This is a genomic window from Streptosporangium sp. OZ121 (assembly GCF_051918885.1).
GTDB lineage: Bacteria > Actinomycetota > Actinomycetes > Streptosporangiales > Streptosporangiaceae > Streptosporangium.
On record NZ_JBPXMC010000030.1, the window covers coordinates 15,041 to 27,099 of the forward strand.

At 68.0% G+C, this 12,059-nt stretch carries 9 protein-coding genes; 5 read left to right on the plus strand and 4 right to left on the minus strand.

Translation table 11 applies throughout. The features are described from left to right. Nucleotides 1-54: 54 nt before the first annotated feature. Nucleotides 55-3,438: a DEAD/DEAH box helicase gene (locus ACTOQ1_RS35250; RefSeq protein ID WP_440072310.1), complete on the plus strand. Its 3,384-nt coding sequence runs from the start codon at nucleotides 55-57 to the stop codon at nucleotides 3,436-3,438. On the opposite strand, the gene ACTOQ1_RS35255 is transcribed toward ACTOQ1_RS35250, so the two are convergent. Beyond that, nucleotides 3,362-5,011 carry an Hsp70 family protein gene (locus tag ACTOQ1_RS35255; RefSeq protein WP_440072311.1) on the minus strand — a complete coding sequence of 550 codons (1,650 nt, stop codon included), beginning with the start codon at nucleotides 5,009-5,011 and terminating at the stop codon, nucleotides 3,362-3,364. The two genes, ACTOQ1_RS35250 and ACTOQ1_RS35255, sit on opposite strands and share 77 nt — an antisense overlap. Nucleotides 5,012-5,081: 70 nt before the next feature. Further along, nucleotides 5,082-6,926, minus strand: a complete 1,845-nt coding sequence (locus ACTOQ1_RS35260; RefSeq protein ID WP_440072312.1) for a hypothetical protein — start codon at nucleotides 6,924-6,926, stop codon at nucleotides 5,082-5,084. A 523-nt stretch (nucleotides 6,927-7,449) separates the two neighbouring features. Between ACTOQ1_RS35260 and ACTOQ1_RS35265 the strand changes: the two genes are divergently transcribed. Then, the gene (locus ACTOQ1_RS35265; RefSeq protein ID WP_440072313.1) at nucleotides 7,450-7,899 is read left to right on the plus strand and encodes an NYN domain-containing protein; all 450 of its coding nucleotides are present in this window, start codon (nucleotides 7,450-7,452) and stop codon (nucleotides 7,897-7,899) included. Nucleotides 7,900-8,071: 172 nt separating this feature from the next. Here the strand turns inward: ACTOQ1_RS35265 and ACTOQ1_RS35270 are convergent, their stop codons facing one another. After that, a complete protein-coding gene (locus ACTOQ1_RS35270) occupies nucleotides 8,072-8,500 on the minus strand; it encodes a hypothetical protein (RefSeq protein WP_440072314.1) in 429 nt (142 codons plus the stop codon). Nucleotides 8,501-8,701: 201 nt separating this feature from the next. Here ACTOQ1_RS35270 and ACTOQ1_RS35275 point away from each other — a divergent pair, with 201 nt between their 5' ends. Both ACTOQ1_RS35275 and ACTOQ1_RS35280 read left to right on the plus strand, forming a co-directional pair. Then, on the plus strand, nucleotides 8,702-9,229 hold the full coding sequence (locus ACTOQ1_RS35275; protein WP_440072315.1) for a hypothetical protein: 528 nt from the start codon (nucleotides 8,702-8,704) through the stop codon (nucleotides 9,227-9,229). Between the two features lie 25 nt (nucleotides 9,230-9,254). Then, nucleotides 9,255-9,566 (plus strand): hypothetical protein, encoded by a 312-nt coding sequence (locus ACTOQ1_RS35280; RefSeq protein ID WP_440072316.1) that lies wholly within the window; start codon nucleotides 9,255-9,257, stop codon nucleotides 9,564-9,566. Nucleotides 9,567-9,694: 128 nt separating this feature from the next. Here the strand turns inward: ACTOQ1_RS35280 and ACTOQ1_RS35285 are convergent, their stop codons facing one another. Next, complete coding sequence (locus ACTOQ1_RS35285; protein WP_440072317.1) at nucleotides 9,695-11,365, minus strand: hypothetical protein; 1,671 nt, start codon at nucleotides 11,363-11,365, stop codon at nucleotides 9,695-9,697. A gap of 89 nt (nucleotides 11,366-11,454) precedes the next feature. Here ACTOQ1_RS35285 and ACTOQ1_RS35290 point away from each other — a divergent pair, with 89 nt between their 5' ends. Next, nucleotides 11,455-12,042, plus strand: a complete 588-nt coding sequence (locus tag ACTOQ1_RS35290; protein ID WP_440072318.1) for a DinB family protein — start codon at nucleotides 11,455-11,457, stop codon at nucleotides 12,040-12,042. Nucleotides 12,043-12,059: the final 17 nt, after the last annotated feature.

Below are 12,059 nucleotides of genomic sequence, written 5' to 3' on the forward strand. Positions count from 1 at the left end.
TTAACATCTATAACTCCTGTGTCTTAGATTCACAGGCAACGACGGGACTCCCTCATGACGGATGACCTGCGGTACCGACCCTCGCTCCAGGATCTCGGCTGGCTGGCCGACCTCCCCCTCGCGACCTGCCTCGTCGTCGGGGACCTGCTCGACAAGGACCGCGACGTCTTCCGGAGGCTCGCCCCGGAGGTCCGCCAGATGAGCGCCGATCCCGTCATCAGTCACAACCTCCACCGGGGGATCTACGCGGTGGAGGAGAAGGGGGCCTGGCACGGGATGATCGTCCTGGCGGCCCAGTCCCCGGTCGCGGAGGAGGCCGGGGAGCTCCGGTTCACCCTGGAAGGTCACCTCGCCCTCGCTCGGATGTTCCGTGCGGCCAAATGGAGCGAGGCCCGGCCCTTCGCCGGGAACGCCAGATTCCAGGCGGGGGACATGGTGCGGCCCAAGGGCGGGTCGCTCGTCGGGACCGTGACGGGTGTGAGCCCACGAGACACCGGCTACCTGTACGAGGTCGACCTCCGGGGCGAGACGCACACCTACACGGAAGCCTCGCTCATCCGGGTGCAGGGCGACCCGAGCAAGCCGGGGTTCTGGCTCGGTCAGCCTCCCGCGAGCGCCGCCGATCTGTCGCTCACGCTCACCTGGACCAAGCTGATTCACCCGCTGACCGACACCCTGTACTCCTTCGCGTCGAGCAAGACGGTCTTTCGCGCCTACCAGTTCAAGCCGGTGCTGAAGATGCTCACCGGCTCCTCCGGGCGCATCCTGATCGCGGACGAGGTCGGCCTCGGCAAGACGATCGAGGCCGGGCTGATCTGGAGCGAGCTCGAACAGCGCCGCAGGCTCGACCGGGTCCTCGTCGTGGTCCCGTCGGTGCTCAAACACAAGTGGCAGGCCGAGATGCGCCGGAGGTTCGACCGGACGCTCGACCTGATCAAGGCGGGTGACCTGGCGGAGTTCGCGGGGGCGCTGGAAGAGGGAGAGGACAGATCGCTCCGCGCGGTGATATCGATCGAGTCGCTGCGCACCGCGGACGAGGTGCTGGAGAGGCTGGCCGAGCTCAAGCCCCGCTTCGATCTCGTCATCATCGACGAGGCCCACAACATGCGGAACCGGGGGAGTAAGTCCCATCTGCTGGGCGAGCTGCTCGCGAGCTGGAGCGACCACCTCGTGCTGCTGTCGGCCACCCCGCTCAACCTGGGTAACGACGACCTGTTCACCCTCATGAACCTGCTCGATGAGGGGAGCTTCGACGACCGCGACACCTTCGAACGCCAGATGGAGCCCAACGCCGTCCTCAACGACGTGGCACGGGCCCTGGTCGACAACCGGGCCCCCGGAGAGCTGCTCACCACCCTCGACCGGCTCGATGGGCTGAGGTTCGGGCGTAGCGTCACCGATCGGCCAGACTACGAGATCCTGCGCGGGGTGCTCGACGTGGACCGCCCGCTCACCGCGGAGGAGAAGGCGCGGGTCCGCAGGCTGCTGGCGGGCCTGAACGTACTGAGCGGTCATCTCACCCGCACTCGTAAGGCCGACGTGCCCGAGCACAAGGCCGTCCGGGAGCCGCGGAACATCGACGTCGAGTGGACCGAGGAGGAGCGCGCCTACTACGACGCGGTCTACGCGTGGGCCCTCGCCCGCGCATCGCGCAAGGGGGTTCCGCCGGGGTTCATCATGCAGATGCCGCTGCGGCAGGCGGCGAGCTGCATTCCCGCGTCCCAGGAGGCGATGCGGGCCAGGGAGGCGGCGCTCTTCGAGAAGGAGACCGACGACCCCGACGGCGACATGGGGGAGCTGGACGCCGACGACCTCAAGGACCTGCTCTCCCAGGAGTTCGGCCGGGTCCAGAAGGACACCAAGTACGACCGGCTCCAGGAGGAGCTGCTCAGGCTCCGTGAGCTCGGGGTCCGCCAGATGATGATCTTCTCCTACTTCCGCCGGACCCTGGCGTACCTGGCCGATCGCCTCGGCGTCCACTTCACCTACCGGGTGATGCACGGTGGCGTCGAGCAGCCCGACCGCCAGCGGATCATGCAGGAGTTCCGTGACGGAGCCTTCGAGGTCCTCCTGCTGAGCGAGGTCGGTTCGGAGGGTCTCGACTTCGAGTTCTGCAACGTGCTGGTCAACTACGACCTGCCGTGGAACCCGATGCGGGTCGAGCAGCGGATCGGCCGGCTCGACCGCTTCGGCCAGGAGCACGAGAAGATCCTCATCTACAACATGCGGGTGCCCGGCACCATCGAGACCGACATCTTCCAGCGCCTGTACGACCGGATCGGCATCTTCCAGAGCTCGGTCGGGGAGCTGGAGCCCATTCTGCGCGACCACTTCACGGAACTGATCGGGCTGCGGCTCAGCCCGGCCGAACTCGGCCGGAAGGTCGACAACCTGGCGATCGCGGTGGAGCAGCGCAGCCAGGACACCGACGACCTGCAGGCGTCGCGGGCGATCCTGTCCGGCCTGGACGGGTTGCTGGTGGAGGGATTCACCGAGCACGGTCCCGGAAACGGCCGGTTCATCGGTTCCTCCGAGATCCAGCGGATCATCGACAGGCTTTTCGCGCTGTACGGCGCCCAGCGCGGTGAGCCGGACGACGGGGGAATCCTGGAGATCGTCGGCACCCCCGATCTCGCCGCCCGGTTCCGGGCCATGCCCGACCAGTCCGGCAGCACGCTCTCGCCGGGAAGGCTCGCCTGGCTGCTGCAGACGAGTGAGCCGCTGAAGTGCACCTTCGATCCGGAGACCGCCAGCAAGTACGACACCGAGCTGCTCTCGGCCAGGCACCCGCTCGTCCGGCTGGCAGTCAGTGTGCTGGCGGAGGAGCGGCTCGCGCTCCCGAGGTTCGGGACGCTCGGGATCCCGGGGGTGCCCGAAGGACGCACGTATTTGATGGCCATCCACCTCGCGGAGACCAGCGGCCTGCGCCCCACGCTTGAACTTTGGGTGACCGCCGTCGACCTGGAGACCGGAGAGATCGTCGACGGCCTCGGAGACGCCCTGCTCACGGCCCTCGCCGACGGCTCGCTTGGCGACGGCGAGGTGGAAGCGCCGCGCGATGCCGCCGGGATCTGGCGTGTGGCGCAGCGACACGTGGAGTCGCGCCTGGTGGAGACCGAGCGGGTCCGACGGCAGGAGAACGAGGCTCTCGTCGAGGCACGGATCCAGGCCAAGGAACACACCCTCGACCTGCAGATCCGCAAGAACCGGGAGGTGCTCGAAGGCATCCGGGAGGCGCGGGTGCGCCGGATGCGGGAAAGCCACCTGGCCAAACTCATCCAGGCGCGGCGGGCCGTGGAGGAGGAGCTGAGCCCCCAGAAGGAGCTCAGCGTGTCCATGCGACCCGTGGCCGCCGCGCTGGTCAGCGCTTCGGTGGCGCCCAGTCCTTCTGGCCGTACCCCCAGTCGTCCTCGCGGGAGGGCGGCGGAGGAGCGGTGAGCCGCCGCAGTTCCAGCGTCGCGAAGTCACCTCCCCGCATCACCGGCCAGCGGTCCACCCGGAAACTCTGCCGGTAACCGGATGCGTTGGTGAGGGAGATCAGGCCGTTCGGATGCATACGGAAGCACATGTCGTCACCGAGCTGGAACGGCAGGGTGTCCACCGTCCGGCCGGTATCCGTCATCTTTATCTTGATGGTCTCGCCGTACAGCGACCTGACCCGGAGCCGGCCCATGCCCTGGCGCGGGCAGGTGAAGTCACGCCCGCGCCGCTCGTAGTAGACGCTCGCCTTGGACGAGAGCTCCCAGCCCTCGTACAGCGGGGTGTGCGCGCGGTAGAGCAGCTGCTCGCCGCCGTCCCATTCCAGGATGAAATCGGCGCTGGGCCGGTGGAGGTTGAGCCGCTCGTACTCGGCGGTGTTGGCCAGCCCGGCCACGATGGCCTGCTCAGGGCCGACCCCCACCTCGTGGGCGATCTCCGCGTGCGGAAAGAGCGCGCCGATCCGCTCGCCGACGTGGGGGATGCGGCTCATGCCTCCGGCGAAAAGGACATAGCCAATCTCGCTGGTCAGATCGGACCCTCCCTTGCTCCGCAGGACGTCGGGGGAGTGCATGGTGTATCCGCCCGAGCCGCCCTGCCGGGGGACCATCTCGGTCAGCTTCGCGGTGCGGAGAGCGGCCTGGACGTACTCCACGGCCTCGTTCATCTGCGGGGTGAACGCCTCGACCAACTGCTCACGCAGGTAGCGGATCGACGGGAGATCACCCAGCGCCCGGAAGACGACCGGGAAGGAGTCGCGGGTGGACAGGGCCTCCTTCGCCTGGCGTGCCACACTGAGCAGCCTCGCCTGGACGTTCCCCCGGTCGGTGAAGCCGTCCAGGAGGCCGCCGAGCTCATCGGTGAACTGCCGCGCGATGGCCCCGTCCAGGGTGTCGCCGGCGAGGTTGATGCCGAGGGCGGACAGAACCGTGATCTCGGGGTGGTCCTTGCCCGCGATGTTCAGCACCGCGATGTCGAGGGTGCCACCGCCCATGTCGAAGACCAGGAGCTTTCCTTCGGGCCGGGGACCCGACCGGGAGAAGCGGTGAGCGGCCCAGGCGACACCGGCCGCGATGGGCTCGTCGACGAGGCTGGCGGCGCTGACCGGGACGTCCGCTTCCGCGGCCAGGGTGAGCAGGCGTTTTCGCTGGTCACCGGTCCACATCGCGGGACATCCGAGCCGGAGCTCGTGGGCGTCCGAGAGGGAGAGGCCGGCGGTCTTGGCGCGCCTCGCGATCTCACCGAGAAGCGCGACGATCACCGTGTTGGCGTCCAGTTCGACGTCGCCCGCGCGGAGTGTCTCGCTGTTCTCCGTGATCGCCCGCTTCGCCGACCTGATGACCTGACCGACCGGCAGGAGCTCGGCCTCCTCACCGACCAGGAGGGATCCGTCCCGGAACCCGGCGACCGAGGGGAACCACGGCGTGCCGCGACGCCCCAGCGGCGTGATCTCCACCGATGTCCTGCCGACCTGCTCGGCCACCAACGAGGTCGAGGTCCCGAAATCCACACCGATCACACGCCGCCCGGCCACCCGGTTACCTCCGTCGTCCGCCTGTGGAAACCACGGTCAAACTACGGCACGAGGCTGACATTTTCCATATTTATTCTTTTGGGTCGACAAGAGCTCGTTGGAGTATTAGTTCATTCCATATGTAACCCGGACGAATCACGAGAACCGGGACTCCAGGCTCCGGGGCGCCGTAGATGGGTTCGTGGAGTTCGAGGTCGAAAATCACCTCGCCGTTCGCGTTCCCGATCGGCCTCAGCGAATGCGTGGCCGCCAGACCGCGAACCCGCTCCACGAGGATTTCCGGTGCGGCCTTCGCGGCGGTGAGTTCCTCGACCTCCGCGGCCAGGTCGGCGAGCGCTCGAATGACGTCTATTTTGATCTGGCGTTCCTGGGCGGCCCGGATCGTGACCTCTGCGCCCTGCAAGTCACGCAGGTCCTCCTCCAGCCGCTGGAGCCGGTCGGCGAGCTCACGGCGGCGTTCTTCGGCTGCCTCGGCGCGTTCGGCCGCCGCCGCGGCCTCCTCCCGCGCTCGCCGCACGTCCTCCTTAAGTGCGTCCAGCCGGTCCTGCTCACGCAGGGCGTCAATCCAGGAGGCGGCGAGAGGGTCCCGCTGCCCGACCCTCGCGAACGCCTCGGCGACCGCGGGGACCGGCAAAAGCTCGGCGTACTGTGAAGGCATTCCCAGGAAGAGGCTGAGACGCGCACGAGTTGTCGCCCCGGCGAGCTCACGTTCCAGCAGCGGCCGGATGATCGCCTCGACCACCTCCGGCGAACGTGTCAGCCGCCCGAACCTCCCTTGGGCACAGTCGACGAGGTCTTGCACCGTCATCCCGGCCCACCATCGCTCGTCCAAAACGTCCGTCGGCCATCTCTCTCCGACCGCTGCCGTCAGCTTGGTCCGGCCGCCCTCGGGAGTGAACGGCAGTCGTTCGGCGATTCTGAGCAAGCCGTGGTGCGTGGCGGGCAACGCCCCGCTGATTGCACATGCTGCGGCCTCCAACGCTTTCAACTCCGCTTTCTGCGGGTCCTGGGTCAGAAGGAGCGCCAGCTGGACGAATGGCTCGACCGCCTCGGCGGGTAACGTCGCGCTGTCCGCCACTTTCCGCAGCAGCCATACCACGGCGGGACGTAGGGCCGGAGAGGGGTCTGCCCGAAGCTCGGCCGTCGCGGCGATGAGCACGTCACGATAGATCTCCGTCGACAGCGGGTCACCCGGGGCTCTCCCCGGTACGGCGAGCAGCATGACCGAGAAAGCCTGGCGATCGGTTTCTTGCAGCTCTGACAGCAGCTCGTCGATCGCGGAGTGGTTCAGTCGGCCCAGTAGGACGCCCGTGCGGAGAGGCGTGGCGAGAAAGTCCTGGACGGGCCGGGGCTGCGCGGCATCGAGGAGTTCGCTCAGCCGGGTCGCGAAGGGTTTGCCCGACCGGGTCGCGAACGGTTCGCTCGGCCGCTTCCTCGGTTGTTCCCCGGAATCGGGGAGCGACAGAGGCTCGTCCGGCTCGGGTGCTTTCCCGGAAGGCTTCCACATATAGACGTTCGAGTTGAACGTGACGTCATCCCGACCGGTGAGCTGAGGCTGGAGGACCTTCCACTTCTTGTCGACAGTCGCTTTTTCGAGGCCGAACCCCACCAGCGTCGATTTGATGTCCGTCCCTTTGAGTCCCTTGGGGCGTTCGCGCAGCAGATGAATGACGATTCCCATCGGATCGGCCGTGAACCGCCTCTGTAACTCTGCCGAATCGACCAGGTACAGGTGGCGCAGGCTTCCTTCCGGGGCCAGCAGATTCCGACTGTCGAGCCGTACGTTCTCCTCGATGGAGCCGTCGTCGTGCCATTGAACGGTGGCGGTCGTTCCCGCTCGGTCGAGGACCTTTCCCACGCGCAGCGGTTCATCGTCTTGCCGTGGCCTTCGCACGACGACCTCAGTTCGATCCACGAGGGTCACTGTAAGGGGTTCACGTCGCGCTGCGGCGAACGCTTTATGTGGCTCACGGCTTTTGGTCCGGGTCGGGGACGTGGGGTGCCGGGCCGTCGTGCGGCAGGGAAGTCTGATCTGAGCTATGGGCCCGTGTTCTCCTACGGAGCGACGCTCCCGTTCATGATCGCCCACGCCGCTTACTGGCTGCGAAGCCGTACCTTGTGAACCGTCGTGTCTGGTTACGGAGCCGTGGATGTGAGCCTCTTCGTGCGACGGTCCCTCGCCTTACACGATGGCCGGCCAGATCATGCATCACCCTTCGGAAATTCACGCCCTGTTGTCGTCGCTTCGCGACGTCATCGCCTCCTGTCTGCGCGAGGACTCAGAGCGTCGGCCCTCTGCGGAGCAGTTGATGTTCACGGCCTCCAGGCAGCTTCACTGTGAACACATCATTGGTAAAAAAGTTGCATACTAAGTTCACAGAAACTATTCTTAACGCACTTGCCACAGAGAGAAGTGAGTGGGGCGGGCTATGCGATCCATGCGTGACGGACGGTCGATCCACCTTCTGGACATCGAGAACCTGACGGCGTCCTCCTTGCCGACGACGGCTGAGGTGAGGCAGACGATGAACGAGTATCGGGAACACGTCCCGATCGGCCCCATGGATCAGTTCGTCGTTGCGGTGAATCCTCGCTCCATGGTGAGTGTGGGAATCGCGATCCATGGGGTACAGCTGCTGATCCGCTCGGGCGCCGACGGAGCTGACAGCGCCCTCGCCGAAGCAGCCGTGAGCGGCAGGATCGACCTGCGGTTCGAGCGAGTCGTCATCGGTTCGGGAGACGGGTACTTCGCCGACTTGGCCGCCTGGCTGGCGGCGGCGGGACTGCATGTGACCGTGGTCAGCCGCCCCGCTTCGCTGAACTGGCGCCTTTACACCGCCACCAGCGACATCACCTACCTGCCTCCGGCGCTGACTTTGGCCGCCTGACATTCATCGTGCTGACGCGGATGCCGGCAACAGGGCTGGACGGACCTGGATGACCATGGGCTGAGGGATCCCGATGACCCGCCCCACCAGGTCCGGAAGACGGCTATGGACGATCGTGTTCTACCTCGTAACGGAGAGGTTCGAGCGGACAGGCCGTGATGGGTTCCCTGCTCTACTTCGCGCGTACAGTCACCGCTGCTCGCGGCGCGTGGAAGACCAGGCGCAGTGTGAAGGTGTCCAGCGTGAACATGTCGGTGCCGTCCCAGTCGAACTGCCCGACCTGCCCCGGCGGAGCATCAGGATTGGCGTTCACGCGGTCTTGACCCTCCTGGTCCTCGTGCCACTCGACGAGGCGGACGTCCTCGAACCGGAAGACCACGACAGGCGTCTCCGACAGTTCGGGCGGAGTCCACTGCGGGTCGTGGACGAACTCCAGCTCCAGCGTTGGCGGCCTGCCGGGCTCATAGGTCAGGCGCCTGAAGTCGGTGTCATGAAGGTGGACGAGGGCACCCTCCTCGGTCCGGAACTCGTACAGCCCTCCCTTGGACGTGATGCCGCGATCCTTGTCCTTCGTCACGCCGGCGAACTCGGTCACTGACATGAGGACATGGTCCTACGGACCGGAACGACCTCGGCAGGTCTCGAGCGGTGCCGACAGCGATGTCTCCTTTGCAGGGCGGAGTCGCCGATTGCGGCTGAAGGCCATATACGTCCCCACGTCGGCGGCCAGTGGCACCGCCGCCTCCATGCCGGACGGCTATGTCCCCCGGTCTGCGGGCGCCGCGGAACCAAGGCGATGTCCGTGACCGCGACGGGGCCGTGGGGAACCACGACCCGCGCACCGCCCGACGCGGCCAGCAGGTGGGCCGGCGCCACCGAGACCGCCACCTCCCGCACCGGGCTCCACGCCCCGATCGGATCTACCGGCGGCCTCTCCGGCCTCTCCCGCAGCTCTTCCCAGCTGAGCACCCGGCGAGCAGGCGCGTGGACGTCGAGGAGACGTACGGCGCGCGGGTCCAGCCACACCACCTGCCAGTACGAGCAGTCGTCGACGAGGGTGGCCGCGGCAAGCCCGTACCGGGCCGGCCGAGGCGAGGTCGTCCAGCATGGGCAATCACCTCGTAGTAACCAGTCGAGGGTGCACACCGTCACCCAGCCGTCGGCGCTGATCCCGCCCACCCGGCACGCGCCGTGGCCGCCCAGCGGAAGGGGTACGGCCGCGACGTCTCCGGCCTTCACCATGGCCGGGAAGGTGGCAACCGCCTATGACAAGATCGCATTTCATCGGCCGGGCTGCTCGCTCCAGCCTCCGGGCTCCTCGTGGAGGTGAGGCCGTGGGCAAAGGAGCTGATGAGGTGAGGTACTTCCGGCGAGGGTGGGACGAGAATCGGGGAGATGAGTACGCGAGCTGGGGAACGTCCACGTTCTACCTGGCGCTCGATGACGAGGGGTATGCCCACGTGCAGGTCGAGGCCTACGCCGGCGGCACGGTGATCGCCTATGACGCGGAGCACGACAAGGACCGGTACGGCGGTCTGACCTACGCTCAGCTGGATTTCGACGAGTTCGCTCCGTACGAGGTCGGCGAGCGTGAGTTCTTCGAGGATCTGGGCCGCCTGCGACCGATGAACCTACGGACCGGTCAATCGTGGCCGCCCGGCGGATGACGTCCTTGTCGCGTCGCCGTCCGGTGAGAGCACGAAAACCAGCGAGAAGTGACGCGGGTCGTACGGCGTCGGTGTGCTGCTCGGAAGGTTGGCAGCGGGCCGGTGTATACGGACGTCCGGACGGTATGTCAGCTGCCGGCGTCGTCGCCCGGCTGTTGCGCGCGGGAGGGGCGGGGGCGTGCGGCAGCGGCGTCGAGCAGTTCCGGGAGCGTGCCCTCGAACGCCGGTAGCAGTTCCAGCAGTGCCGGCCAGAACCCCGCCGGTGCCGACCGCGCGGCCGTGTCGAACAGCCGAGCGCAGTGATCGAGGAATTCGTCGCCGTGCTTGCCCTCGGACGAGGGCGCGGAGGTGGGCAGCGTGGAGGCGTACTGGAGGATTTGCCTGGCGGGGCGGCTCCTCGCCAGCAGTTCTTCGTCGGTGAGGACTCGCGCGGCGCGGATTCGGTGGAGGAGTCCCCAGGGGTTGTGGATGTGGTGCAGTGCGGTCACGGCGGTGCGCGCGGCCGCAGGGCTCTGGCCGGCGAGTATGGGGAGCAGGTCGGCGGGCAGCGCCTGGGCGAGTGTCTCGGGGAAGCCCTCACGGGCGGCCAGGGCGCACAGGAGATGCGGCGGCAACGCCGCATCGCGGTGAGCGTCGATGAGTTCGCGCCAGGGGGGCGAACCGTTCTCATCGAGTACGGATGTCAGCAACGCTTCGCTCTCGATCGGGTCGGCGCATGCCCGAAGCGCGACGACCGGGTCCGGTGCCGCTTCCGATACCGCCTCCGGAGGCGACGAGCCGGCCGCGAGTAGCCGGCGCAGTGTCACGTCGTACGCGGCTGAACGCTTGTTGGCCCGGTCCAGCAGGGGATTCAGCCCGTGTGCCCACGCCCGTGCCGCAGGCGTGCACGCCTGCGTGTTGTAGGCCCAGCGGGCGAAGAGCGCGCGAGGGGGTATTCCGGCCGAGACGAACCGGTCCAGGACCATGGAGGTGAGGTGCCCCCCGGTCCGCCGCGGGTGAATGTCGCGTCTTTCCATGTGGGCCAGGAGCGGGTCGGGGAGGCCTGCGACCACATCGGCCAGCACCGCGTCGGGCGCGTGAGCCAGGATCCGCAGATCCGCCTGCTCCGCCGGCACCGGGCCCGGCGTCCTCCCGGCCCGGCGGAGCAGGTTCGAGAACGTCCCCGGGTGGGACGGCAACGCCGCGGCGGCTGCCGGCCAGGCGGACCGGTCGGTGCCGAGCCGATGTCGCAACAGCCTTCCCGCACACTCCCAGAAGGTCCGTGCCGCCTGGTGGTGGTTGTGGTCATAGCCGTCGACGGCCCGGACCAGCAGGTCCAGACGCGGCGTGGTGAGGATCATCTCCTCCACCGTCCCGTCCGAGAGCACGTGGCGCAGGAACGAGGGGCGCGTCTCACCGATGCGGGTCAGGGCGGCCTGCCACGTCCACCGCGGAACGGGTTGCCGCCGGGCCACCAGCCGACCGGCGACGAGGGAGTCCCACGGTGTGAGCAGGGCGCCGGTCAGCGCGTCGGGGCAGTCGGGCCGCGCGATCAGGGCACGGCGCTGCACGCGGCCGAAGGGCTCCCGCCGCTGCTCGGCGGCCAGCACCGTCCAGTCCGGTGGCCGCATCGCGGAGAGGACGGCATCACCGTCGAGCACCGTGGCGGCGGACCGCAACCGCCCGCTGAGTCCGTCGGCCGGCGCGGTCACGGCCGGTGGTCCGATCACGTCGAGTCCCGCGGCCCGTAGCTCCGCCCGCGCGACACTCCGCACGTCCGGGGAGAGCAGCCGCAGCATCCGGGTGCCGATGTTGGCCATGTCTGATTCTTTCGCAATTCAGGTCAGAAAGTGACCTCTATCCGGCCTAACGTGGGCCCTGACCGACGGAACAACGGAAGGCGAAGACCGTGAGCGAGACCACGAGCGTTGACGAGCTGACCACCCGCGACATCACCGGCGCGCCCCCCGCCTCCGGCGTGCCCGCTGTCACCGGCGAGCGCGCCGACCTGCTGGCGATGCTGGCCAAGCACCGGCACTTCCTGCGCTTCACCACCCGTGACCTCACCGACGAGCAGGCCGGGCTGCGGACCACCGCCAGCGAGCTGTGCCTGGGCGGGCTGATCAAGCATGTCGCGGCGGTCGAACGGAACTGGGTGGACTTCATCCTGGACGGCCCGTCGGCGATGGGCGACTTCGCCACCATGACCGAGGCCGACTGGGCCCGGAGGGCCGACGAGTTCCGGCTGCTGCCCGGCGAGACGCTGGCCGGTGTGCTGGCCGACTACACCGAGGTCGCTCAACGGACCGACGAGCTGGTCGCCGCCCTGCCCGGGCTGGACGCCGCCCAGCCGTTGCCGGAGGCCCCGTGGTTCGAGCCCGGCGCGCGGTGGTCGGCCCGCAGGGTGCTGATGCACATCATCGCCGAGACCGCCCAGCACGCCGGCCACGCCGACATCATCCGCGAGTCCCTTGACGGCGCCAAAAGCATGGGCTGACACCTCGGAGTGGACGC

What these genes read in the sequence shown, in the direction of transcription:
- ACTOQ1_RS35265 (WP_440072313.1), top strand. Translation starts at nt 7,450, where the DNA reads ATGCGTGACGGACGGTCGATCCACCTTCTGGACATCGAGAACCTGACG.
- ACTOQ1_RS35270 (WP_440072314.1), bottom strand. Translation starts at nt 8,500, where the DNA reads ATGTCAGTGACCGAGTTCGCCGGCGTGACGAAGGACAAGGATCGCGGC.
- ACTOQ1_RS35250 (WP_440072310.1), top strand. Translation starts at nt 55, where the DNA reads ATGACGGATGACCTGCGGTACCGACCCTCGCTCCAGGATCTCGGCTGG.
- ACTOQ1_RS35285 (WP_440072317.1), bottom strand. Translation starts at nt 11,365, where the DNA reads ATGGCCAACATCGGCACCCGGATGCTGCGGCTGCTCTCCCCGGACGTG.